Below are 24,675 nucleotides of genomic sequence, written 5' to 3' on the forward strand. Positions count from 1 at the left end.
TCTCTCGGTCTCGATGTGGGTAGCGACTACCAGCGGTAGTGCGCGAAGGCCTTGTTGGACTCGGCCATCTTGTGGGTGTCCTCGCGCTTCTTCACAGCGGCACCAAGGCCGTTGGAGGCGTCGAGAAGCTCGTTGAGCAGACGCTCGGTCATGGTCTTCTCGCGACGGGCGCGGGAGTAACCGACCAGCCAGCGCAGCGCGAGCGTGTTGGCACGACCGGGCTTGACCTCGATCGGAACCTGGTACGTCGCACCACCGACACGGCGGGACTTGACCTCGAGGGTCGGCTTGATGTTCTCCAGCGCGCGCTTCAGCGTGATGATCGGGTCGTTGCCCGTCTTCTCACGCAGACCCTCCATGGCGCCGTAAACGATGCGCTCGGCGGTGGAGCGCTTGCCGTTCAGCAGCACCTTGTTGATCAGGGAGGTCACCAGAGGAGAACCGTAGACCGGGTCGATGATGACCGGGCGCTTCGGGGCGGGGCCCTTACGAGGCATTCTTACTTCTCCTTCTTGGCGCCGTAGCGGCTGCGGGCCTGCTTGCGGTTCTTGACACCCTGGGTGTCGAGCGAACCACGGATGATCTTGTAGCGAACACCCGGCAGGTCCTTCACACGGCCGCCGCGCACGAGCACGATGGAGTGCTCCTGCAGGTTGTGTCCCTCACCCGGAATGTAAGCGGTGACCTCGATCCCGCTGGTCAGACGCACACGCGCGACCTTACGCAGGGCCGAGTTCGGCTTCTTCGGGGTGGTCGTGAACACACGCGTGCAGACGCCGCGACGCTGGGGCGAACCCTCGAGTGCGGGCGTCTTGTTCTTCTCGACCTTGTCCTGCCGGCCCTTACGGACCAGCTGCTGGATCGTAGGCACTACTTCTCCGGTTTCTGTGTGCCGAATGGTGAAGCTAACCCGGAACGTCGCCGACCCACGCGGTCGGGTGTGTCGAATCCGCCAGACTCCCGCCGCAAGGCGAAAAGGGCGCGAATTACGGTGGCCGCGCTCGGCCCGAATGCGGTTTGTAGGCACGCACGAGGGCCAGGGCACACCCCAGGCACAAGGTCTGAGCGTACCTACCTCATTCGCTGCGGTCAAAACAAATGGGGTCCGGGGGCCCTGGGCTGCGGGGGCTGTCAAGACGGAGTAACCTACGCGATCTTCGAAGCGGCGAATCGGCGCATCTCAGAACGGCCGGCGCGCCGCAGGGTCGGCCGAGCGGAGGGCTCCGGGTGCGCGCCCGGCGGCACCCGAACACACTGAGGGCCATGTCCCCGCCGCAGGAGCCGTCGGCCGGCCAGCAGCCCCCTCCGCCGCGCTCCCCCATGTCGGCGTTCGTGGAGAAGCTGGCGTACATCGCGGCCCCGGGGACGATCACCCTCGGCCTGCTGTACTACTTCGGCAGCCTCTACGTCAGGGAGTACTACTCCACCCTCGGCGTGGTGCCCGAGGACCTCGGGATGTCCGTCCAGAACGTCATGGCCACCAGCACGAGCGCGATCTTCCTCCCCCTGTGTCTGCTACTGGCCGGCGGGCTGCTCGTGTTCCTGCTGTTCGGCCTGGTGGGACGGACCCTGGCCGGGCCGGAGCACGCCGCCCGCCGCCGTACGGCGACCATCGTGCTGCTCGCCGTCGGCCTGGCCATGGTGTTCGTGGGCCTCCCGGCCCTGTTCTCGGACGTCGCGATCCCTTTGCCGGCGGGCTGGCCGAGTGTGTTCATGCCGGCCCTGATCGTGGCCGTGGGGTCCACGCTGGCCATCTGCGCCGTCCATCTGCGGCTGAGCCGGAACACCGGCCTGCCGGGCCCGCAGCCGGCGCCCGACGGCGACCGGGTGTGGCTGGCCATCGGCGCGCTGCTCATCGGCCTGCTGACAGTGAGCCTGTTCTTCGACATGGCGGAGTACGCGGCGGTCGTCGGTCACAGCGATGCCAAGCGGGCCGCCGAGAGGGGGTACGAGGGCCTGCCGCGGGTGGTGGTGCACTCCAGGGTGCGCCTCACCCACCACGCGCGGGACATCAAGTTCCGCGACTACGGCAGCGGCAGCGGGCCGTACCGGTACCAGTACCAGGGCTTCCGCCTCCTCGCGAAGGCACCGACCCGCTTCTACCTGATCTCCCACACCGCGGGCTACCGCAGCGCCGTGGTGGTGCTGCCGGACAACGGCACCGCCTGGCTGGAGACCCGCGCCCCCGAGGGATCGCCCGGCGTCACGTCTGCGGCGCCGGCGTCTCGTCCTCGGACGGGGTCGTCGGCTCGGGGGTGACGGAGTCGGAGATCGTGGGCTCCGGGGTCTCCGAGCCCGTGTCCGAGGTCTCGGCCCCGACCGCTTCGCCGTGGATGGGAGCGGTGACGGTCGAGCCGTCGGCCATCGTGAAGGTCAACTCCCCGGAGTACGGTCCCGGTTCCGTCGGCGTGTACAGGAAGCTCACCGTGCAGCCCTCCGGCGGCACCTCGCCCTCACAGCTCTGGGTGATCTCGAGGTCCTCGCCGTTGATCTCGCCCTTGACGTCCTGGAGGGGCGAAGGCGGCCGCTCGCCCGACGCCGCGATCTCCGCCTCCCCCTGGACCGGCTTGCCCACCTCCGTCTCAGGCACCTCGATCTCCCGCGCGGAGGAGTTCTCGGAGTCGGCGTCCAGGAAGACGTCGGCGTCCGTCTCGCCGTCGTCCGAGGCCGTCCCGGTGTCGTCCGTGGTCGGCGTCCCGGTGTCGTCCGTGGTCGGCGTCCCGGTTTCCTCGTCCGACTCGGTGGACGCGGTCTCGGTGGGCGAGGGAGGCGTCGGGCCGTCGGATCCGCCGCCCCCGCAGGCCGCCGTCGTCATCAGTGCGGCCAGCGCCGCCGCCACCGCGAGACGCCGGGCAATCGCTGACGTCATGGCGTCCGCCTCCGCTCACGCACGGCCGGGTTCGGCCACAACGTCGCACACCGGGCGTCGGGAAGTGGGGACGGTCGGTGCGGACACGAAGCGATCACTCGAACGCCAGACCCGAACAACGCCGAAGGGCGGCCACCCCGGAGGGTGACCGCCCTTCAGTGGACGTACGCCTTACTGGTTGTACGGACCGTAGTCGTAGTCCTCCAGCGGAACGGCCTGGCCGGAGCCCGTGCCGAACGGCGAGTAGTCGATGTCGTCGTAGCCGACGGCCGAGTACATCGCGGCCTTGGCCTCCTCGGTCGGCTCGACCCGGATGTTGCGGTAGCGGGACAGACCCGTACCGGCCGGGATGAGCTTACCGATGATGACGTTCTCCTTGAGGCCGATGAGGCTGTCGGACTTGGCGTTGATCGCCGCATCCGTCAGGACTCGGGTCGTCTCCTGGAAGGAGGCGGCCGACAGCCAGGATTCCGTCGCCAGCGAGGCCTTGGTGATACCCATCAGCTGCGGACGACCGGAGGCCGGGTGACCGCCCTCCTGGACCACACGACGGTTCTCCTGCTCGAAGCGGGAGCGCTCGACCAGCTCGCCGGGCAGCAGCTCGGCGTCGCCGGACTCGATGATCGTCACACGGCGGAGCATCTGCCGGATGATGATCTCGATGTGCTTGTCGTGGATCGACACACCCTGCGAGTTGTAGACCTTCTGGACCTCGCCGACCAGGTGGACCTGGACGGCACGCTGGCCCAGGATGCGCAGCACGTCGTGCGGGTTGGTGGCACCCACGGTGAGCTGCTGGCCCACCTCGACGTGGTCGCCCTCGCGGACCAGGACCTTGGCACGCTTCGAGATCGGGTACGCCGTCTCGTCGCTGCCGTCGTCCGGAGTGACGACGATCTTCTTGGTCTTCTCGGTCTCCTCGATGCGGACGCGGCCGCTCGCCTCGGAGATCGGGGCGACACCCTTCGGGGTACGGGCCTCGAAGAGCTCGACGACACGCGGCAGACCCTGGGTGATGTCGTCACCGGCCACACCACCGGTGTGGAAGGTACGCATCGTCAGCTGGGTACCGGGCTCACCGATGGACTGGGCGGCGATGATGCCGACCGCCTCACCGATGTCGACCAGCTTGCCGGTGGCGAGCGAACGGCCGTAGCACATCGCGCAGGTGCCGACGGCGGACTCGCAGGTCAGGACCGAGCGGGTCTTGACCTCGGAGACGCCGTTCTTGACCAGCTCGTCGATGAGCACGTCGCCCAGGTCGGTACCGGCCGGGGCCAGCACCTTGCCGTCGACCACGATGTCCTCGGCGAGGCAGCGCGCGTACACGGACGTCTCGACGTTGTCCGCCTTGCGCAGCACGCCGTCCGCGCCGACCTCCGCGATGTGGAGCTTGAGGCCACGCTCGGTGCCGCAGTCCTCCTCGCGGATGATGACGTCCTGGGAGACGTCGACCAGACGACGGGTGAGGTAACCCGAGTCGGCGGTACGCAGGGCGGTGTCCGCCAGACCCTTACGGGCACCGTGCGTGGAGATGAAGTACTCCAGCACGGACAGACCCTCACGGAACGAGGCCTTGATCGGACGCGGGATGGTCTCGTTCTTCGCGTTCGACACCAGACCACGCATACCGGCGATCTGCCGCATCTGCATCATGTTTCCTCGGGCACCCGAGTCAACCATCATGAAGATGGGGTTGGTCTTGGGGAAGTTCTCGTTCATCGCCTCGGCGACCTCGTTGGTCGCCTTGGTCCAGATCGCGATGAGCTCCTGCGTGCGCTCTTCCTTGGTGATCAGACCGCGCTCGTACTGCTTCTGGACCTTCTCGTCCTGGGCCTCGTAGCCGCGGACGATCTCCTTCTTCGCCTCGGGAACGACGACGTCGGAGATGGCCACGGTGACACCGGAACGGGTCGCCCAGTAGAAGCCGGCCGCCTTCAGGTTGTCGAGCGTCGCCGCCACGATGACCTTGGGGTAGCGCTCGGCCAGGTCGTTGACGATCTCGGAGAGCTGCTTCTTGCCCACCGAGTAGTCGACGAACGGGTAGTCCTCGGGCAGCAGCTCGTTGAAGAGCGCGCGGCCCAGGGTGGTGCGCAGGCGGAACGAGTCACCCTGCTGCCACTCGGGCTCGCCCTCCTCGCGGGCCGGCGGGGTCCAGCCGCGCGGCGGGATGGTGCCCACCGGGAAGCGGATGTCGATCTGCGACTGCAGCGCCAGCTCGCCGGCGTCGAACGCCATGATCGCCTCGGCCGTGGAGCCGAACGCGCGGCCCTCGCCCTTGGTGTCACGCAGCTCGCCGTCGGTGGTGAGGAAGAACAGACCGAGGACCATGTCCTGGGTCGGCATCGTCACCGGACGGCCGTCGGCGGGCTTGAGGATGTTGTTCGAGGACAGCATCAGGATGCGGGCCTCGGCCTGCGCCTCCGCGGACAGCGGCAGGTGCACGGCCATCTGGTCACCGTCGAAGTCCGCGTTGAACGCGGTGCAGACGAGCGGGTGGATCTGGATGGCCTTGCCCTCGACCAGCTGCGGCTCGAAGGCCTGGATGCCGAGGCGGTGCAGGGTGGGAGCACGGTTCAGCAGAACCGGGTGCTCGGCGATGACCTCTTCGAGGACGTCGTACACGACCGTACGGCCGCGCTCCACCATGCGCTTGGCGCTCTTGATGTTCTGCGCGTGGTTCAGGTCGACCAGGCGCTTCATCACGAACGGCTTGAACAGCTCCAGCGCCATGGCCTTGGGCAGACCACACTGGTGCAGCTTCAGCTGCGGGCCGACGACGATGACGGAACGCGCCGAGTAGTCGACACGCTTACCGAGCAGGTTCTGACGGAATCGACCCTGCTTACCCTTCAGCATGTCCGACAGCGACTTCAGCGGACGGTTGCCGGGGCCCGTGACCGGGCGACCACGACGGCCGTTGTCGAAGAGCGCGTCGACGGCCTCCTGGAGCATGCGCTTCTCGTTGTTCACGATGATCTCGGGGGCACCGAGGTCGAGAAGGCGCTTCAGGCGGTTGTTGCGGTTGATGACACGGCGGTACAGGTCGTTCAGGTCGGAGGTCGCGAAACGGCCACCGTCCAGCTGCACCATCGGACGCAGGTCCGGCGGGATGACCGGCACGCAGTCGAGCACCATGCCCTTGGGGCTGTTGCTGGTCTGCAGGAACGCGGAGACGACCTTGAGGCGCTTGAGCGCACGGGTCTTCTTCTGGCCCTTGCCGGTACGGATGATCTCGCGGAGGCGCTCGGCCTCCTCCTCCAGGTCGAAGGACTCCAGGCGCTTCTGCAGCGCCGCGGCACCCATCGAGCCGTCGAAGTACGTGCCGAAGCGGTCACGCAGCTCGCGGTAGAGCAGCTCGTCGCCCTCGAGGTCCTGGACCTTGAGGTTCTTGAACCGGTTCCACACCTCGTCGAGGCGGTCGATCTCGCGCTGCGCGCGGTCACGCAGCTGCTTCATCTCGCGCTCGGCACCCTCGCGCACCTTGCGGCGCACGTCGGCCTTGGCACCCTCGGCCTCCAGCTCGGCCAGGTCGGTCTCGAGCTTCTTGGCGCGGGCCTCGAGGTCGGCGTCGCGGCGGTTCTCGATCTGCTGCCGCTCGACCGAGACGTGCGCCTCCAGGGAGGGCAGGTCGCGGGTACGACGCTCCTCGTCGACGTACGTGATCATGTACGCCGCGAAGTAGATGACCTTCTCGAGGTCCTTGGGCGCCAGGTCCAGCAGGTAGCCGAGGCGCGACGGGACACCCTTGAAGTACCAGATGTGCGTGACGGGAGCGGCCAGCTCGATGTGGCCCATCCGCTCACGGCGCACCTTGGCGCGCGTGACCTCGACGCCACAGCGCTCGCAGATGATGCCCTTGAAGCGGACGCGCTTGTACTTGCCGCAGTAGCACTCCCAGTCCCGGGTCGGACCGAAGATCTTCTCGCAGAAGAGTCCGTCCTTTTCGGGCTTCAGGGTGCGGTAGTTGATGGTCTCGGGCTTCTTGACCTCGCCGTGGCTCCACTGACGGATGTCGTCAGCGGTGGCCAGGCCGATCCGGAGCTCGTCGAAGAAGTTGACGTCGAGCACTATGCGTCAATCCCTCTCAGGGTCGAAAGTCTGTGGTCTGAAACGGGGGCCTGGGGGTCGGCGGGGCCCTGTGGGTGAGGGCCCCGCCGGACTCCCGTCAGACCTCTTCGACGCTGCTCGGCTCGCGCCGGGACAGGTCGATACCGAGCTCCTCCGCAGCGCGGAAGACGTCCTCGTCGGTGTCGCGCATCTCGATGGACATGCCGTCCGAGGACAGCACCTCCACGTTGAGGCACAGGGACTGCATTTCCTTGATGAGCACCTTGAAGGACTCGGGAATGCCGGGCTCAGGGATGTTCTCGCCCTTGACGATGGCCTCGTAGACCTTCACGCGGCCGGTGACGTCGTCGGACTTGATGGTCAGCAGCTCCTGGAGGGCGTACGCGGCGCCGTAGGCCTCGAGGGCCCACACCTCCATCTCACCGAACCGCTGGCCACCGAACTGGGCCTTACCACCCAGCGGCTGCTGGGTGATCATCGAGTACGGGCCGGTCGAACGGGCGTGCAGCTTGTCGTCGACCAGGTGGTGCAGCTTCAGGATGTACATGTAGCCGACCGAGATCGGGTCCGGGAACGGCTCACCGCTACGGCCGTCGAACAGCCGCGCCTTACCGGTCGGGAGCACCATGCGCTCGCCGTCGCGGTTCGGGATGGTGTGCTGGAGCAGACCCGCGAGCTCGTCCTCACGCGCACCGTCGAAGACCGGGGTGGCGACGTTGGTGCCGGGCTCGACCTTGTCGGCGCCGATGACCTGCAGGCGCTGGGCCCACTCCTCCGCGAGGCCGGAGACGTCCCAGCCGCGGCTGGCGAGCCAGCCGAGGTGGATCTCCAGCACCTGTCCCGGGTTCATTCGGGACGGCACACCCAGCGGGTTGAGGATGATGTCGACCGGGGTGCCGTCCTCCAGGAACGGCATGTCCTCGATCGGCAGGATCTTGGAGATGACACCCTTGTTGCCGTGACGGCCGGCGAGCTTGTCACCGTCGGTGATCTTGCGCTTCTGCGCGACGTAGACGCGGACCAGCTGGTTCACGCCCGGCGGCAGCTCGTCGCCCTCCTCGCGGTCGAAGACGCGCACGCCGATGACCTTGCCGGTCTCGCCGTGCGGCACCTTCAGCGAGGTGTCACGGACCTCACGGGCCTTCTCACCGAAGATCGCGCGGAGCAGACGCTCCTCGGGGGTCAGCTCGGTCTCACCCTTCGGGGTGACCTTGCCGACGAGGATGTCACCGGCGATGACCTCGGCACCGATGCGGATGATGCCGCGCTCGTCGAGATCGGCGAGGACCTCCTCGGAGACGTTCGGGATGTCCCGGGTGATCTCCTCGGGGCCGAGCTTGGTGTCACGGGCGTCGACCTCGTGCTCCTCGATGTGGATCGAGGAGAGGACGTCGTCCTGCACGAGGCGCTGCGACAGGATGATCGCGTCCTCGTAGTTGTGACCCTCCCACGGCATGAACGCCACGAGCAGGTTCTTGCCGAGCGCCATCTCGCCGTTCTGGGTGGCCGGACCGTCGGCGAGGACCTGGCCCTCGATGATCCGGTCGCCCTCGTTGACGATGACCTTCTGGTTGACCGAGGTGCCCTGGTTGGAGCGGGCGAACTTGGCCAGGCGGTACGTGATGTACGTGCCGTCGTCGTTGGCCGTGGTGATGTAGTCCGCGGAGACCTCCTGGACCACACCGGCCTTCTCGGCCTTGACGACGTCGCCGGCGTCGACGGCGGAGCGGTACTCCATGCCGGTACCGACGAGCGGGGCCTCCGACTTAATCAGCGGAACGGCCTGGCGCATCATGTTCGCGCCCATGAGGGCACGGTTGGCGTCGTCGTGCTCGAGGAACGGGATCATGGCGGTCGCGACCGACACCATCTGGCGCGGCGAGACGTCCATGTAGTCCACGTCCTCGGGGCCGACGTAGTCGACCTCGCCGCCACGGCGGCGGACGAGCACGCGGCTCTCCTCGAAACGGAGGTCGTTCGTCAGCGGCGCGTTGGCCTGCGCGATGACGAAGCGGTCCTCCTCGTCGGCGGTCAGGTAGTCCACCTCGTCGGTGACCTGGCCGTCGATGACCTTGCGGTACGGGGTCTCGACGAAGCCGAACGCGTTGACCCGGCCGTAGGAGGCGAGCGAGCCGATCAGACCGATGTTCGGTCCTTCCGGCGTCTCGATCGGGCACATACGGCCGTAGTGCGACGGGTGCACGTCACGGACCTCGAAGCCGGCCCGCTCACGGGACAGACCGCCGGGGCCGAGCGCCGAGAGACGACGCTTGTGCGTGAGACCAGACAGCGGGTTGTTCTGGTCCATGAACTGCGACAGCTGGCTGGTGCCGAAGAACTCCTTGATGGAGGCGACGACCGGCCGGATGTTGATCAGGGTCTGCGGCGTGATCGCCTCGACGTCCTGAGTCGTCATGCGCTCGCGGACGACGCGCTCCATACGCGCCAGACCCGTACGGACCTGGTTCTGGATGAGCTCGCCCACGCTGCGCAGACGACGGTTGCCGAAGTGGTCGATGTCGTCGGTCTCGACGACGATCGACTCGCCGCTGTCGCCGACCGTCTCGGTCTCGCCGGCGTGCAGCTTCACCAGGTACTTGATCGTCGAGATGATGTCCTCGACGGTCAGGATGCCCGCGTCGAGCGGAGCGTCCGCACCCAGCTTCTTGTTGACCTTGTAGCGGCCGACCTTGGCGAGGTCGTAGCGCTTGGGGTTGAAGTAGAGGTTCTCGAGCAGCGTCTGCGCGGCCTCACGCGTGGGGGGCTCGCCCGGGCGCAGCTTGCGGTAGATGTCGAGCAGCGCGTCGTCCTGGCCCTGGGTGTGGTCCTTCTCCAGGGTGGCGCGCATCGACTCGTAGTCGCCGAACTCCTCAAGGATCTGCTCGGTCGTCCAGCCGAGCGCCTTCAGCAGCACGGTGACCGACTGCTTGCGCTTGCGGTCGATACGGACACCGACCATGTCGCGCTTGTCGATCTCCATCTCCAGCCAGGCACCCCGGGACGGGATGATCTTGGCGGAGAAGATGTCCTTGTCGGACGTCTTGTCGATGCTGGAGTCGAAGTAGACACCGGGGGAACGGACCAGCTGAGACACCACGACACGCTCGGTGCCGTTGATGACGAAGGTGCCCTTGTTCGTCATGAGCGGGAAGTCGCCCATGAAGACCGTCTGGGACTTGATCTCACCGGTCTCGTTGTTGGTGAACTCGGCGGTGACGAAGAGCGGGGCGGCGTACGTGAAGTCGCGCTCCTTGCACTCGTCGATCGAGTTCTTCGGCGGCTCGAAGCGGTGGTCCCGGAACGTCAGCGACATCGACCCGGAGAAGTCCTCGATCGGAGAGATCTCCTCGAAGATCTCCTCCAGACCGGACTTGGTGGGGACGTCCTGACCGTTCTCCAGAGCCTCCTCGACCCGAGTCTGCCAAGCGGTGTTGCCGAGCAGCCAGTCAAAGCTCTCGGTCTGCAGCGCGAGCAGGTTCGGAACCTCGAGGGGCTCCTTGATCTTTGCAAAGGAGATGCGCAGCGGGGCGGTGCTGGCGCCGTTGTTCGTATTCGCGGTCGAGGCAGTGCGCGAGGCGGCCAAGAGGGGGTCCTTCCGAGGGCTCGGACTCACTACGCGCGTACCGGTCCCTTCCCGTACACAGAGACGGAAACCCCAGGTCAGGGGGGCTTCGGTCGACTGTGCTCAAGAGAGGGCAGACCCCTGGTGACGGGCAGGGGACAGCTAACAGGCAGCGCAAAGGGTCAGTGTAGCCACTTGGCACACTGATGTCCAGTGCGGGTTTTCGAAGACCCTCGTTGTCCTCAACGCCCTTGTAAACGCCCTCGGCATACCTGCCCTCAACGCACGTTGATACTGCCCTCTTCGTCGTCGATCCATGCCTCGGATTCGGATCCTTGTGACGACGCGTCCTGAGAATTGCGCGCTGCGTGCGGTTCGTCAAGGGCTCCTCGCCGGAACCGGGGCATCCGAAGACACGACGAAGATCACCTTACCCCTCGCGAACACAGGTGCAAGGCAGCCCAGGCCGGACTCCGGGGAACGCCGAAGGGCGACCACCCGGATGGATGATCGCCCTTCGGTGCGTTCGCGTTACAGCCCTAGGAGGCCGTTTCGGCGGTCGCGAAGGTCTTACTTGACCTCGACGGACGCGCCGGCGCCCTTGAGGGACTCGGCGGCCTTCTCCGCGGCCTCCTTGTTGACCTTCTCGAGGACCGGCTTCGGGGTGCCGTCGACGAGGTCCTTGGCCTCCTTCAGACCCAGCGAGGTCAGCTCACGCACGACCTTGATGACCTGGATCTTCTTGTCGCCGGCGCCGGTGAGGATGACGTCGAACTCGTCCTTCTCCTCCTCGGCCTCGGCAGCGGCGCCACCAGCGGCACCGCCGGCAACGACGACCGGGGCAGCAGCGGCGGCGGTGACGTCGAACTTGTCCTCGAAGGCCTTCACGAACTCGGAGAGCTCGATGAGGGTCATCTCCTCGAACTGGGCAAGCAGCTCGTCCTGGGTGAGCTTCGCCATGATGGCGGTCCTTCCACTCAAATCGGCAGGTGCCGGATGTACTGGATAAGGCGGGCGTACGTCGGCCCGCTGCGACCCGCGCCGGTGGTGCGGGTCAGAAAGCGAGCCGAATTACTCGGCACCGCCCTGCTCGGCCTGCTTGGCGCGCAGCGCGTCCACGGTGCGGACGAGCTTCGACGGCAGCGCCTGGAAGACGGAGGCAGCCTGGGACTGCTTCGCCTTGAAGGCACCGGCCAGCTTGCTGAGCAGAACCTCGCGGGACTCGAGGTCCGCAAGCTTCTTGATCTCGTCGGCGGACAGCGCCTTGCCGTCAAGGACACCGCCCTTGATGACGAGATTCGGGTTGTCCTTGGCGAAGTCACGGAGACCCTTCGCCGACTCCACCGGGTCACCGGTGACGAAGGCGACGGCCGTCGGACCAGCGAAGAGCTGGTCGTCCAGCGTGATCCCGGCCTCGTTGGCCGCAATCTTGGTCAGCGTGTTCTTCACCACGGCGTACTGGGCGTTCTCACCGAGCGACCGGCGCAGCGTCTTGAGCTGCGCCACGGTGAGACCGCGGTACTCGGTCAGCACGGCGGCGTTGGAGCTGCGGAACTTGTCCGTCAGCTCCGCAACCGCGGCAGCCTTGTCGGGCCTCGCCATAGAGCCTCGGCCTCCTTCCGGGTGATTCGGACCGCGCGGACCCGAAGGAGGACTGGGGAAAACGAAACGCCCCGGCGCAGGCGCACGGGGCGGACTCGACCGGCCGCACACACGCTCGGCGCGCGCATTCCGGGAGTCTTCCACTGTCACCTGCGCGGGTCGCCCACTTTTCAGCGGATCCTTCGGCCACCGCACCCTCGTACAAGCGCGCGGCAACGACCAGCGGTCTTTGGCTTCTCCAGGAGAGTACGGGACCGGACCGCACTCGAGCAAATCGGTCCGTTTGCGGTCGGTACGGCACTCGTCCACCGGCCCCGGGCACACCGCTCACGGTCTCCGGGCCGTCGGCACGGCGCTCAGCCGCCGGCCCCCGTCGGTACGTCGGTGAACCCCCGGTCGGAGTCGTCATCGCGCTCGCTCCGGGGCTGCTTCGACGGCTTGCGGACGTCCACCGTGTCGGCGGCGGCGGGGGCGCCGACGCTCACCGGGCGGCCGAAGTCGCGGAAGGTGACGGTGAGGTCCAGCTCGCCGTGGCGGGCGAAGCCGCGTACCCGCTGGCGCCGCACGTGGTCCTGGCCGTCCAGCCACACGTCCAGGGTCAGCTCGTCCAGGCCGAGCTCGGCGTACGCGTCCAGGCTCCGCTTCCGGCCCGCCCGGCCGGGGCCGTCCTGGTCCTTCAGCCGGCTGCGCAGGCCGTCGACGGTGACCGTGCCGGTGTAGTGCGTGCTGCGTGTCGTGCCGACGGTCTCGGTGCCGGCCCTGCGGAGGTCCTCCGCACCGGCGAGGAAGGCTGCCTCCCGGGCCGGGTTGCGTCCGGCCTCGTCGCGCAGGGCTCCCATGTCGACCCGCAGGCCGCCGCCCGAGCGGAACTTCGCGGTGGGCCCGAAGTCCAGCCAGTGCCTGCCCTGAGCCTCGCGGACCTCGTCCGCCGGCATGCTCGTGTACAGGTGCCCGCCGACCATGCGCAGCTCCAGGGTGCCCGGGTGGGCGCCGCCGAGGGTGGTGGTCCGCACCCGGCTCACCGAGGGCTCGGTGCCCACCCAGCCCTCGGTACGGATCCACCCCTGCTCGGGCATCCGCCCGGTGATGCGGTAGCGCAGCGAGCCGGCGGCCTCGGTCTTCAGGGCCGCGCGGGCGACGGCCGCCGCTGCCGGCCGCTCCGGGGCCTTCTCGCCGTCGGCGGCCGTCGTACAGCCGGCCGCGCCGGCGAGGACGAGCAGAGCAGCGAAGGGCATGCCTGTGGACCGTCTCATGGAATTCCCCCCGAGGAACGCTCGGCTCTCACGTGGCCGTACGTGGTCGGGCACGGCAAGATCGCGAGCGTATCCCAGGGGGTCCCGGGACGCGGCTGGTTTCAGGAGGTGGTGCCGGTGCCGGTGCCGCCCGTCATGCCGCCGGACTTCAGCAGGTCCGCGAAGTCCTTGGTGTCGCCGGCCGGGGGCGCCTCGGCGGTGACCTTCACGCCGTAGTCGCTGTAGACGGTCGTGTTGGTCATGGTGCCGTTGGCCGTGTCGGCCTTCTCGGTCTTCTTGACCAGCAGGTCCTGGTCGTTGATCCAGAGGTCGACGGTGTCGGTGGTGACGCCGGCCTGGCTGAGCTGCTTCTTCAGGGCCGCCAGCTGATCGGCGCTGAGGTTGCTGGTCTTGTCGGCGAGGTCGGCGACGTTCACCGTGCCCGAGTAGTGCGTGGTGTGGGCACCGGAGATCGTCTCCTCGCCGACCTTCTTGACGTCACCGGAGGCCAGCAGCATCTTCACGGACTGGTTCGGCGTGGCGTTCTGGATCTGGTCCTTCATGTACGAGCCGGACGCGCCGCCGAGCTTGGCGAGGTCGTCGTAGGAGTACTTGATCCAGTGCTTGCCGCCGCCCGCCTGCTGGGCGTAGGTGTCGCTCATGTGCGCGTAGTAGGCGTCCGGCAGATACCGGGCCTCCATCGACGAGGTGCCGGCCTTCTTCATCATCTCGGCCATCTGGCCGCCGGTGTACGTGATGGTGAGGTTGCCCTTGAGCCCGTCGCCCCAGGTGAGGGCGCCGTTCGCGGTCATCGACATGAGGTCGCCGACGGACGTCGTGGAGCGCACCTTGGCCGAGTCGGCCTTGTCGGTGGACTTCTCGGCGGAGCGCAGGGCCGCTATGGGGCTGACGTGCGTCACCTTGCCTGCGGCCTTGTCGCCGTCCTTGTCCCCGTCGGAGGAGCCACAGGCGGCCACTGAGGCCAGCGCGGCGACCACGGCGATGGAAAGGGTCGTCCGGCGCACGGTCGTGCTGTTCATCTAGTCCCACCCCTAATGCGAGTCCTGTGCCTGCACCGTAACCCAGGCCACTGACAGTCGTACGAATGGTCGTACACAGAAAGGACGGGCCCGGAACCTTCAAGGTTCCAGGCCCGCCCTTTCAGTTCACGCGTACCTGACGCGGCTGCCGGGCTGAGCTTCAGGCTCAGACGGCGGCCGGGTCCTCCTCGACGAGGAGGTTACGGGTGCGGTTCGGGTCGACCGGGATGCCGGGGCCCATCGTGGTGGTGATGGCGGCCTTCTTGATGTAGCGACCCTTGGCGGCGGACGGCTTCAGGCGGAGGATCTCCTCCAGCGCGGCGCCGTAGTTCTCCACCAGCTTGCTGTCGTCGAAGGACGCCTTGCCGATGATGAAGTGCAGGTTCGAGTGCTTGTCGACGCGGAACTCGATCTTGCCGCCCTTGATGTCGTTGACAGCCTTCACGACGTCCGGGGTGACGGTGCCGGTCTTCGGGTTCGGCATCAGACCACGCGGGCCGAGGACGCGGCCGAGGCGGCCGACCTTGCCCATGAGGTCCGGGGTGGCGACGACGGCGTCGAAGTCCAGACGGCCCTTCGCCACCTCGTCGATCAGCTCGTCGGCACCGACGATGTCGGCGCCCGCGGCACGCGCGGCCTCGGCACGGTCACCGGTCGCGAAGACCAGGACCCGGGCGGTCTTACCGGTGCCGTGCGGAAGGTTCACGGTGCCACGGACCATCTGGTCGGCCTTGCGCGGGTCGACACCCAGACGGAAGGCGACCTCGACGGTGGCGTCGAACTTGGTCGTGGAGGTCTCCTTGGCGAGACGGACGGCCTCGAGCGGGGCGTACAGCTTCTCCCGGTCGACCTTGGCGTCCGCAGCGCGGAGAGCCTTGCTGCGCTTGCTCACAACTTGCTCCTGTGTGTTCTGAAAGGAGTCGTGGTCCCTGGGCCGAGCAGGCCCTGCCACGTGCGACCGGCTACGGCCGCATGACTGCTAGGGGTGGGTTCAGCCCTCGACCGTGACGCCCATGGAGCGCGCGGTGCCGGCGATGATCTTCGCGGCGGCGTCCAGGTCGTTCGCGTTGAGGTCGGGCATCTTGGTCTGGGCGATCTCGCGGACCTGCGCCTCGGTGATCTTGGCGACCTTGGTCTTGTGCGGCTCGCCGGAGCCCTTCTCGACACCCGCGGCCTTGAGGATCATCTTCGCGGCCGGCGGCGTCTTGGTGACGAAGGTGAAGGAACGGTCCTCGTAGACCGTGATCTCCACCGGGATGACCCAACCACGCTGCGACTCGGTCGCGGCGTTGTAGGCCTTGCAGAACTCCATGATGTTGACGCCGTGCTGACCCAGCGCCGGGCCGACCGGCGGAGCCGGGTTGGCGGCGCCGGCCTGGATCTGGAGCTTGATGAGCCCCGTGACCTTCTTCTTCTTGGGAGGCATAGCTCTCCGGGTCCTTTCGATTCGGGTCCTGCCCGCTCCCAGGGACCACCCGGATGCAGGCATACCGCACAACGATAACGGGTATAGATGCGCGGCCAAAAACCGAGCAGGTCAGACCGGCTGCAGCAGCCTGCCTGACCTGCTCGGAAGCAGTACGTCCAGAAAGAACTAGTTCTTCTGGATCTGGTCGAAGGAGAGCTCGACCGGCGTCTCCCGGCCGAAGATCTCCACCAGGCCCTTGACCTTCTTCGAGTCGGGGTTGATCTCGTTGATGGTCGCCTGGAGCGTGGCGAACGGGCCGTCGGTGACGGTGACCGAGTCGCCGACCTCGAAGTCCAGCACCTGGACCTCGACCTTGCGCTGCGGGGCGGGCTTGCCCTCGGCCTCGGCGGCCTCACGGGCGGCCTTCTCCTCGGCCTCCGGGGCGAGCATCTTGACGATCTCGTCCAGGGTCAGCGGGTAGGGGTCGTAGGCGTTGCCGACGAAGCCGGTGACGCCCGGGGTGTTGCGGACGACGCCCCAGGACTCGTTGGTCAGGTCCATGCGGACCAGGACGTAACCCGGCAGCTTGTTCTGCTTGATCGTCTTGCGGTCGCCGTTCTTGATCTGGACGACCTCTTCCTGCGGCACCTCGGCCTGGAAGATGTAGTCCTCGACGTTCAGCGAGACGGCGCGCTGCTCCAGGTTGGTCTTCACGCGGTTCTCGTAACCGGCGTACGTGTGGATGACGTACCACTCGCCGGGCAGGGTGCGCAGCTCCTCGCGCAGGGCCTCGACCGGGTCGACCGGAGCGGCAGGCTCCTCCTCGGCCTCGGCCTCGGCGGCGGCTTCCTCGCCGGCCTCGTCGGCCTCGTCAGCCTCTTCGTCCTCGACGTGCAGGGCGGCCTCTTCGGCCGGCTCGCCCGACTCGGCCTCGGCAGCCTCGAACTCGTCCTGCTCGTCCGCGCCTTCGACGATGTCGAGCTCGTCGTCCACCGTCTCGGCAGCCAGCCCGCGGGGCTCAGTGGCGTCGTCGTTCAGGTTCGGGTCAGACACGATGGCTGCTTCTTCCTGGATACATAGGGGTGGAACATGCGAAAACGGGCGCCGGTACCACGGCGCCCTTCGCTCTTGGCTCAGCCGAAAACGTACTTGGCCGCGTGGTTGAGCCCATAGTCAATCACGGTCACCAGGGCGATCATGATGGCGACGAAGAAGATCACCACGGTGGTGTACGACGTCAGCTGGTTGCGCGACGGCCAGACGACCTTGCGGAGCTCCGCGATGATCTGGCGATAGAAGGTGGCGAGGCGCTTGAGCGGGCCCTTCTTGGCGCGCTTGCCGCCCTTACGGGCCTTCTTGGACTCGTGTACCTCGTCCTGGGCATCAGGCGTGTCGATGGAGCCCACGGCGTCCGTCATAATCCTCACCTGATCCCGGGTCGTGGCCGTGCCGCGCCCGGTTCCTGAGCCGCACGGCGGTGCATTGCTGTACGTACATGCGCACACATCCTGGCGGTGTGTGTAGCAGGGCCGGAGGGACTTGAACCCCCAACCGCCGGTTTTGGAGACCGGTGCTCTACCAATTGAGCTACGACCCTTTGTGTGTCCCCCAACGTACCGCATCCGGCCGGGTGCTCGGTGTGCACCGGCTGGGTGGCGGCTGCTGAAGGCCAACGAGGTGAGAGTGTACGTGTTCCGCGGCCCCGCGTCGAACAGAAAGGGCCCGTCAGGGGGCGCCCGACCAAAGATCGTCCTGGCCGGGGACCGGATTCGGACCGGTGTTCACGCCTCGACCCCTTGTTGTTCAGTCTGTGAAACCCGTGTGCCGGGGGGATTTCCGGTCTGGAACGATGGGCCTCATGAGCGCTGCAATCCCACCCACCGAGCGCCGGGTCTCCGCCCGAGTCGGCGCGATCTCCGAGTCCGCCACCCTCGCCGTGGACGCCAAGGCCAAGGCCCTGAAGGCCGCCGGGCGTCCGGTGATCGGCTTCGGCGCCGGTGAGCCCGACTTCCCGACGCCGGACTACATCGTCGAGGCGGCCGTCGAGGCCTGCAAGAACCCGAAGTACCACCGCTACACGCCGGCCGGCGGCCTGCCCGAGCTGAAGGCCGCCATCGCCGCCAAGACGCTGCGCGACTCCGGGTGGGAGCCCGACGTCTCGCAGATCCTCATCACCAACGGCGGCAAGCAGGCGATCTACGAGGCGTTCGCCGCGATCCTCGACCCGGGCGACGAGGTCATCGTCCCGGCGCCGTACTGGACGACCTACCCGGAGTCGATCCGCCTCGCCGGCGGTGTCCCGGTGGAGGTCGTGGCCGACGAGACGACCGGCTACCGCGTCTCGGTGGAGCAGCTGGAGGCCGCGCGCACGGAGAAGACGAAGGTCGTGCTCTTCGTCTCCCCGTCCAACCCGACCGGCGCGGTGTACTCGGAGCCCGAGACCGAGGCGATCGGCCGCTGGGCCCTGGAGCACGGCCTGTGGGTGCTCACCGACGAGATCTACGAGCACCTGGTCTACGGCGACGCCGCCGCCGTCTCCCTGCCGGCGCTCCTGCCCGAGCTGCGCGACAAGTGCGTCGTGGTCAACGGTGTGGCGAAGACGTACGCCATGACCGGCTGGCGCGTGGGCTGGGTCATCGGCCCGAAGGACGTGGTCAAGGCCGCGACGAATCTCCAGTCGCACGCCACCTCGAACGTCTCCAACGTCGCCCAGGTGGCCGCGCTGGCCGCCGTCTCCGGTGACCTGGAGGCCGTGGCGAAGATGCGCGAGGCCTTCGACCGGCGCCGCAAGACGATCGTGCGGATGCTCAACGAGATCGACGGCGTGGTCTGCCCGGAGCCCGAGGGCGCGTTCTACGCCTACCCGTCGGTCAAGGCCCTGCTCGGCAAGGAGATCCGCGGCAAGCGCCCGCAGGACACGGTCGAGCTGGCCGCGCTGATCCTGGAGGAGGCCGAGGTCGCGGTCGTCCCGGGCGAGGCCTTCGGCACGCCGGGCTACCTGCGGCTGTCGTACGCGCTCGGTGACGAGGACCTCGTCGAGGGCGTGAGCAGGATGCAGAAGCTGCTGGCGGAGGCGCGGGACTAGTTCCCGGCCGCCACGCGCGCGTGCGGGCCGTCTCCCTGCGGGAGGCGGCCCGCTTCTGTGTGCGAGCAAGACCACGAACGGGGAAACGGCTACCGGGACGGCGGTGCCGTACGGCAGGATCTGGGAATGGAGCCTGTACGTGATCTCTCTGAGCTGCCGAAAGCCCATCTGCACCTGCACTTCACCGGCTCGATGCGGCCGACCACCGTGCTGGAACTGGCCGACAAGTACGGCGTGCGGCTGCCCGACGCCCTGACGGACGCGCTGACCAGCGGCGAATCGCCGAAGCTGCGGGCCACGGACGAGCGGGGCTGGTTCCGTTTCCAGCGGCTGTACGACGCGGCGCGCTCCTGCCTGCGCGAGCCGGAGGACATCCAGCGCCTGGTGCGGGAGGCCGCCGAGGAGGACCTGCGGGACGGCTCGGGCTGGCTGGAGATCCAGGTGGACCCGACGTCGTACGCGCCCCGGCTGGGCGGTCTGATCCCTGCTCTGGAAGTCATCCTGGACGCGGTCGACACGGCCTCCCGGGAGACCGGCCTCGGCATGCGCGTCCTGGTCGCCGCCAACCGTATGAAGCACCCGCTGGACGCGCGCACGCTGGCCCGCCTGGCGGTGCGGTACGCGGACCGGGGCGTGGTCGGCTTCGGGCTCTCCAACGACGAGCGCCGGGGCTTGGCCCGGGACTTCGACCGGGCCTTCCACATCGCGCGCGAGGGCGGTCTGCTGTCGGCCCCGCACGGCGGCGAGCTGACCGGTCCGGCGTCGGTCCGGGACTGCCTGGACGACCTGCACGCCTCCCGGATCGGGCACGGGGTGCGCGCGGCGGAGGACCCGCGGCTGCTGAAGCGACTGGCGGACCGGGGTGTGACCTGCGAGGTGTGCCCCGCGTCGAACGTGGCGCTCGGCGTGTACGAGAAGCCGGATGACGTACCGCTGCGCACGCTCTTCGAGGCGGGTGTCCCGATGGCCCTCGGGGCCGACGACCCGCTGCTGTTCGGTTCCCGGCTCGCCGCCCAGTACGAGATCGCCCGCCATACCCACGGCTTCACGGACGCCGAGCTCGCGGAGCTGGCCCGGCAGTCCATCCGGGGCTCTGCCGCCCCGGAGGAGGTCAGGGAGCGGCTGCTGGCCGGCGTGGACGACTGGCTGGCGCGCCCGGCCGTCTGAAGCGGGCGTAGGGCGGATAGCGCCTCGTCGGTCCGGACGGTCAGCGGGGTGCCCCGGACGTGTGGGTCATGTGCTCAGGCTGATGGTCACGCGGAGGGCTCCGCAACGGAGATTCCGCGCAGCAGGGTGTGCACGAGCCGGGTGGCGAACGCGTCCACCGGCGGCCGTTCGCCGCTCGCGGTCGCGTCGTAGGCGAACGCGCGCTGCGCGCAGGCGCCCAGGAGCAGGGAGGCGGCCGCGAAGGTGTCGGCACGGGTGTCGAGGCGGCCGGCGGCCTGTTCGGCGCGGAGGTAGGCGTCCAGGCCCTCGATGGGCATGTGCGGGCCCGAACCGATCGTGCGCAGGGCGTCGTCGTGGCGGCGCTTGAGCTGGGTCTCGGCGTACAGGGAGGCGGCGATCGGGAAGCTCTGCTCGTAGAAGAGCGCGGCCTGCCGGGCGATCTCGGTGAGGTTCTCCTCCAGGGTGCCCTGGCCCGGTTCGGCGACGAGGCTGGCGAGCAGCGGGGTGAGCCGGGGCAGGCGCTCGGTGAGGACCCGCACGAACAGGTCTTCCTTGCTGTCGAAGTACTTGTAGAGGGCCGCTTCGGAGCAGCCGGCCGCGCGGGCGATCTCCTTGGTGGTGGCGCGGGCGAGGCCGACGGTGCGCATCAGCTCGTGCGCGGCGTCGAGGATGCGGACACGCGCGGGCTTCGTCTCCATGGGGCTCCTGTCGGGCTTGACGGGTGGGTGAGTGCTTACCCACTCTAGGGGGCAGTGAGGTGAGTAAACACTCACCCACCTCTACGTAGCAGGGGGATCGCCATGAAGCTCACCGTTTTCGGCGCCACCGGGGGGATCGGCCGGGAGCTGGTCCGTCAGGCCTTGGACGCCGGCCACGAGGTCACCGCCGTGGTACGGGACCCGGCCCGGCTCGATGTCGCCGGGGACCGCTTGGAGGTCGTCCGCAGCGGCCTGAGCGGCCCGGAGGAGCTGCTCACCGCCGTGCGGGGCCGGGATGCCGTCCTGTCCGGCCTGGGCGCGCGCAGCCGCAAGGACGCCGGCGTCGCCGCCCGGCTGACCCGGACGGTGCTCGGCGCGATGGAGGCGGAGGGCGTACGCCGGCTGCTGGTGGTCAGTGCCGGCCCCGTCGGCCCGGCTCCGCAGGACGACGGTGCCCTGGACCGCGCGATGCGGGGCCTTGTGGCGGCCGTCCTGAAGGACGTCTACGCCGACCTGCGCGCGATGGAGGCCGAGCTGGCCCGCAGCAGCACCGACTGGACGTCGGTACGGCCGCCGCGCCTCCAGGACAAGCCGCTCACCGGCCGCTACCGCACGGTCGTCGGCGGCTTCCCGCCCAAGGGCCGCTTCATCGCGCGCGCGGACGTCGCGCACGCGATGCTGGCGATGATCGACGACGTGGAGAGCCTCAAGCAGGGCGTGGGGGTGGCCTACTGAGCCGGCCCGGCTAGAGGCTCACGCCCACGGTCACCGGCTCGTTGACCAGCGTGACACCGAAGACCTCGCGGACGCCGGCGATCACCTCGCGGGCCAGGGCCAGCAGGTCCTCCGTGGTGGCAGCGCCCCGGTTGGTGAGAGCGAGGGTGTGCTTGGTGGAGATGCGCGCGGGGCCGGTGCCGTAGCCCTTGGTGAAGCCCGCCTTGTCGATCAGCCAGGCAGCGGAGGTCTTGGTACGGCCCTCCCCCGCCGGGTAGGCGGGCGGCTCGACGCCGTCGCCCAGCCGCTCGCGCACGCGCGCGTGGAACGCGGCGAACTGCTCGTCGGTGAGGATCGGGTTGGTGAAGAAGGACCCGGCCGACCAGGTGTCGTGGTCCTCGGGGTCCAGCACCATGCCCTTGCCGGCGCGCAGCTTCAGCACGGTCTCGCGGGCGTCGGCCAGCGGCACCCGGTCCCCGGGCCCGGCCCCGAGCGCGCGGGCCGCCTCGGCGTACTTGACCGGCGCGGACAGCCCGCCCGCGTCCTCCAGCCCGAAGCGGACCCGGAGTACGACATAGCGCTCGGGATCGGCCTTGAAGCGGCTGTGCCGGTACGAGAAGGCGCACTCCTCGTTCGTCAGCGTGACGGTCTCGCCGGCCCGCCGGTCGTACGCGATCACCTCCGTGATCGTCGAGGAGACCTCCTGGCCGTACGCGCCCACGTTCTGGATCGGCGTGGCACCCGCGGAGCCCGGGATGCCGGCCAGGCACTCGATGCCGGCGAGCCCGGCCTCCACGGTGCGGGCGACGGCGTCGGTCCACACCTCGCCGGCCGCCAGCTCCAAGGTCGTGCCGCGCAGCTCGACCCCGCGCGTGGCGATGCGCAGGGCGGTGCCGTCGAAGCCCTTGTCGCCGATGACCAGGTTCGATCCGCCGCCGATGAGCAGCAGCGGGGTGCCGCTGTCGTCGGCCTCCCGGACGGCGGCGATCACCTCGGCGTCGGTCGCGGCGGTCACCAGCCGCGTCGCGGGACCGCCCAGCCGGAAGGTGGTCAGCGGGGCAAGGGGGGCGTCGTGGAGTACCTGCACGGGCCCAAGACTACGAGACACCTCCGACCCCGCCGCACCCGCAGGAACGGGTCCCGCACGGCTCGGCGGCCTCGTGCGGGGTGCGGCGGGGTGGGCCGGCCGCCGAGGGCGCTCGTGGCTGCCGCCGGTACGCGCGTGTGCGGCCCTCCTCGCGCGTGGCCGGCCTCCCGTACCCGCACGCGTGCGGGTACTCCACACGCACGCACGCGCGCGTGGACCGCCGTAGGGCGCAGGTCCACGCGCGCGTGCCCGGTGCCGCCGCCGGTGGCTACGCGAGCCGCCGTATCGCTTCGTCCCAGCTCACCGGCAGCTCGTCGGCGGAGGTCTGCCAGGTGGCGAACGCAACGGAGTGCATCTGGGCCTTGAGCGAGCTGGACGCCGGCCGGTGGGCGCCGGAGCGGGCGAACTCCTTCAGCGCGCCGGCCGACTCCCAGGCGGACAGGGTCCAGAAGGTCCGCCGCAGGGGCTGCGCCTTCAGGGAGGCCCCGTAGGCGCCGGGCGCGCGGCCGGCCTGCCGCCACACGGCCGGTGTCCGGACGAGGAAGAGCAGGGCGCCCCACAGCGTGCGGGTCTCGAAGCGGGAGGCGAAGACGTGCACCTCGGCGCCTTGCGGCGGCGTGTTCGGCACGGTCCAGGGAAGCGTGGGCATCGCGGGCTCCTTGCGGCGAGGGATCGACGGTCAGCGGCCGGTGGTCTCGAGGACCGGTGCGGGCGCCTGGTCGGCCGCCGGGACGGACCTGGCGGCGCTGCGGCGGGCGGGGATCACCAGGGCGGCGACCGCGGCGAGGGCGACCACCGCGGAGCCGGTGACGAGGGCCGGCCGCAGCCCGTCCACGAAGCTCTGCGCGGACGCGTAACCGCCCTGCGCGGAGAAGATCGACGACATGACCGCGATGCCGAGAGCGCCGCCCACCTCGCGCAGCGCGTTGTTGGCACCGGAGGCGATGCCCTGCTCGTGCGGGCGGACGCTGGACATGACCAGGTTGGCGGCCGGCGCGAAGAACAGAGCCATGCCGACGCCGCTGATGACCAGGGCGGGCAGCTGGACGGCGTAGGAGGCGTCCGTGGTGGCCACCGAGGCCATGTAGCCGAGGCCGGCGGCCTGGAGGAACAGGCCCGCGGCGACGACCGGCCGGCCGCCGATGCGGTCGGAGAGGATCCCGGCGACGGGCGCGACGAGCATCGGCATGCCGGTCCAGGGCAGCATCCGCAGGCCCGCCTCGGTGGGCGAGTAGCCGAGCACGCCCTGCATGTACTGGCTGAGCAGGAAGATCGAGCCGAACATCCCGACGAACATCAGCAGGCTGGCCGCGTTGATCCCCGCGAAGGCGCGGGAGCGGAACAGCCGCATGGGCAGCATCGGGTGGGCGGCGCGGGAGCTCCAGAGCACGAAGCCCGCCAGCAGCGCTCCGCCGGCGATCAGCGCGGTCAGGACGGTGGTGTCGGTCCAGCCGTCGGCGGGGCCGCGGACCAGGCCGTACACGATGCCGAAGAGGCCGCCGCTGGCGAGCAGCGTGCCGGGCACGTCGAGCCGGGCACCGGTGCCGTAGGACTCCGCCAGGCGCAGCCGGGCGAGCGGCAGCACGGCCACACCGAGCGGGACGTTCAGCCAGAAGATCCAGTGCCAGGAGACGTGCTCGGTGAGGCTGCCGCCGATCAGCGGCCCCGAGGCGACGGCGAGCCCGTTGACGGCGCCCCAGATGCCGTACACCATTCCGCGCCTGGCCGCGGGCACGGCAGCGGTCAGCAGGGTCAGGGTGAGCGGCATCATCACGGCCGCGCCGACGCCCTGGACCGCGCGGGCGGCGATCAGGGAGCCGATGCCGGGTGCCATGGCCGCGACGGCGGAGGCTCCGGTGAAAACGGCGAGTCCGGCGATGAAGAGCCGGCGGCGGCCGAAGCGGTCGCCCAGCGCGGCACCGAACATCAGCAGGACGGCGAAGGTGAGCGTGTAGGCGCTCACGGTCCACTCCAGGTCGTCCAGCGCCCCGCCCAGGTCCTTGCGGATGGAGGGCAGGGCGGTGGTGACCACGAGGTTGTCCAGAGCCGCCATGAAGCCGGCGATGCTGGTGATGACGAGGGCCCACACGGCCCCCGCGCGCGATGTGGTGGTGCTGGGTGTTGCCGTCTTCCGTGACAT

General features: G+C 69.0%; 21 protein-coding genes and 1 tRNA gene. 4 read left to right on the forward strand and 18 right to left on the reverse strand.

The features are described 5' to 3' along the window. Positions 1-26 precede the first annotated feature (26 nt). Entirely contained in the window at positions 27-497 is a 471-nt protein-coding gene (rpsG, locus tag ACZ7DL_RS02865) for a 30S ribosomal protein S7 (protein WP_003992340.1), read from the reverse strand. A gap of 2 nt (positions 498-499) precedes the next feature. Next, the gene (gene rpsL / locus ACZ7DL_RS02870) at positions 500-871 is read right to left on the reverse strand and encodes a 30S ribosomal protein S12 (protein WP_003948652.1); all 372 of its coding nucleotides are present in this window, start codon (positions 869-871) and stop codon (positions 500-502) included. Positions 872-1,263: 392 nt separating this feature from the next. Here rpsL and ACZ7DL_RS02875 point away from each other — a divergent pair, with 392 nt between their 5' ends. After that, a complete protein-coding gene (locus ACZ7DL_RS02875; RefSeq protein ID WP_470770883.1) occupies positions 1,264-2,259 on the forward strand; it encodes a hypothetical protein in 996 nt (331 codons plus the stop codon). On the opposite strand, the gene ACZ7DL_RS02880 is transcribed toward ACZ7DL_RS02875, so the two are convergent. From ACZ7DL_RS02880 to ACZ7DL_RS02935, 12 genes are all read right to left on the reverse strand, one after another. Then, positions 2,204-2,869 carry a hypothetical protein gene (locus ACZ7DL_RS02880; RefSeq protein ID WP_470770884.1) on the reverse strand — a complete coding sequence of 222 codons (666 nt, stop codon included), beginning with the start codon at positions 2,867-2,869 and terminating at the stop codon, positions 2,204-2,206. The genes ACZ7DL_RS02875 and ACZ7DL_RS02880 overlap by 56 nt on opposite strands. Before the next feature lie 171 nt (positions 2,870-3,040). Continuing rightward, positions 3,041-6,940 carry a DNA-directed RNA polymerase subunit beta' gene (locus ACZ7DL_RS02885; protein WP_470770886.1) on the reverse strand — a complete coding sequence of 1,300 codons (3,900 nt, stop codon included), beginning with the start codon at positions 6,938-6,940 and terminating at the stop codon, positions 3,041-3,043. A 97-nt stretch (positions 6,941-7,037) separates the two neighbouring features. Further along, positions 7,038-10,523, reverse strand: a complete 3,486-nt coding sequence (rpoB, locus tag ACZ7DL_RS02890; protein ID WP_470770888.1) for a DNA-directed RNA polymerase subunit beta — start codon at positions 10,521-10,523, stop codon at positions 7,038-7,040. A 549-nt stretch (positions 10,524-11,072) separates the two neighbouring features. Next, entirely contained in the window at positions 11,073-11,462 is a 390-nt protein-coding gene (gene rplL, locus ACZ7DL_RS02895) for a 50S ribosomal protein L7/L12 (RefSeq protein ID WP_470770889.1), read from the reverse strand. Between the two features lie 111 nt (positions 11,463-11,573). Further along, positions 11,574-12,104 (reverse strand): 50S ribosomal protein L10, encoded by a 531-nt coding sequence (rplJ, locus tag ACZ7DL_RS02900; protein ID WP_030641169.1) that lies wholly within the window; start codon positions 12,102-12,104, stop codon positions 11,574-11,576. Between the two features lie 356 nt (positions 12,105-12,460). Continuing rightward, complete coding sequence (locus ACZ7DL_RS02905) at positions 12,461-13,339, reverse strand: SCO4651 family lipoprotein (RefSeq protein ID WP_470770891.1); 879 nt, start codon at positions 13,337-13,339, stop codon at positions 12,461-12,463. Between the two features lie 119 nt (positions 13,340-13,458). Next, entirely contained in the window at positions 13,459-14,376 is a 918-nt protein-coding gene (locus tag ACZ7DL_RS02910; RefSeq protein ID WP_470770893.1) for an SCO4651 family lipoprotein, read from the reverse strand. A 166-nt stretch (positions 14,377-14,542) separates the two neighbouring features. Next, the gene (gene rplA, locus ACZ7DL_RS02915; RefSeq protein ID WP_470770894.1) at positions 14,543-15,268 is read right to left on the reverse strand and encodes a 50S ribosomal protein L1; all 726 of its coding nucleotides are present in this window, start codon (positions 15,266-15,268) and stop codon (positions 14,543-14,545) included. A gap of 99 nt (positions 15,269-15,367) precedes the next feature. Beyond that, positions 15,368-15,802, reverse strand: coding sequence for a 50S ribosomal protein L11 (gene rplK, locus ACZ7DL_RS02920; protein ID WP_030747472.1), 435 nt, complete (start codon positions 15,800-15,802; stop codon positions 15,368-15,370). A 168-nt stretch (positions 15,803-15,970) separates the two neighbouring features. After that, a complete protein-coding gene (gene nusG / locus ACZ7DL_RS02925) occupies positions 15,971-16,837 on the reverse strand; it encodes a transcription termination/antitermination protein NusG (RefSeq protein ID WP_470770895.1) in 867 nt (288 codons plus the stop codon). Positions 16,838-16,917: 80 nt separating this feature from the next. After that, a complete protein-coding gene (gene secE, locus ACZ7DL_RS02930) occupies positions 16,918-17,202 on the reverse strand; it encodes a preprotein translocase subunit SecE (protein ID WP_470770897.1) in 285 nt (94 codons plus the stop codon). Positions 17,203-17,308: 106 nt separating this feature from the next. Next, a tRNA-Trp gene (locus tag ACZ7DL_RS02935) sits at positions 17,309-17,381 on the reverse strand. A 261-nt stretch (positions 17,382-17,642) separates the two neighbouring features. Between ACZ7DL_RS02935 and ACZ7DL_RS02940 the strand changes: the two genes are divergently transcribed. Then, a complete protein-coding gene (locus ACZ7DL_RS02940) occupies positions 17,643-18,869 on the forward strand; it encodes a pyridoxal phosphate-dependent aminotransferase (RefSeq protein ID WP_470770899.1) in 1,227 nt (408 codons plus the stop codon). 126 nt (positions 18,870-18,995) lie between these two features. Continuing rightward, entirely contained in the window at positions 18,996-20,036 is a 1,041-nt protein-coding gene (locus tag ACZ7DL_RS02945; RefSeq protein ID WP_470770901.1) for an adenosine deaminase, read from the forward strand. A gap of 86 nt (positions 20,037-20,122) precedes the next feature. Here the strand turns inward: ACZ7DL_RS02945 and ACZ7DL_RS02950 are convergent, their stop codons facing one another. After that, positions 20,123-20,734, reverse strand: coding sequence for a TetR/AcrR family transcriptional regulator (locus ACZ7DL_RS02950; protein ID WP_470770903.1), 612 nt, complete (start codon positions 20,732-20,734; stop codon positions 20,123-20,125). Positions 20,735-20,836: 102 nt separating this feature from the next. Between ACZ7DL_RS02950 and ACZ7DL_RS02955 the strand changes: the two genes are divergently transcribed. Then, on the forward strand, positions 20,837-21,469 hold the full coding sequence (locus ACZ7DL_RS02955) for an NAD(P)-dependent oxidoreductase (protein ID WP_470770905.1): 633 nt from the start codon (positions 20,837-20,839) through the stop codon (positions 21,467-21,469). Positions 21,470-21,479: 10 nt separating this feature from the next. Here the strand turns inward: ACZ7DL_RS02955 and ACZ7DL_RS02960 are convergent, their stop codons facing one another. From ACZ7DL_RS02960 to ACZ7DL_RS02970, 3 genes are all read right to left on the reverse strand, one after another. Then, complete coding sequence (locus ACZ7DL_RS02960) at positions 21,480-22,556, reverse strand: UDP-N-acetylmuramate dehydrogenase (protein ID WP_470770907.1); 1,077 nt, start codon at positions 22,554-22,556, stop codon at positions 21,480-21,482. A 247-nt stretch (positions 22,557-22,803) separates the two neighbouring features. After that, positions 22,804-23,184: a DUF3291 domain-containing protein gene (locus ACZ7DL_RS02965; protein ID WP_470770909.1), complete on the reverse strand. Its 381-nt coding sequence runs from the start codon at positions 23,182-23,184 to the stop codon at positions 22,804-22,806. A 30-nt stretch (positions 23,185-23,214) separates the two neighbouring features. Then, positions 23,215-24,675 (reverse strand): DHA2 family efflux MFS transporter permease subunit, encoded by a 1,461-nt coding sequence (locus tag ACZ7DL_RS02970; protein WP_470770911.1) that lies wholly within the window; start codon positions 24,673-24,675, stop codon positions 23,215-23,217.

This window comes from Streptomyces sp. NPDC036984 (assembly GCF_055607665.1).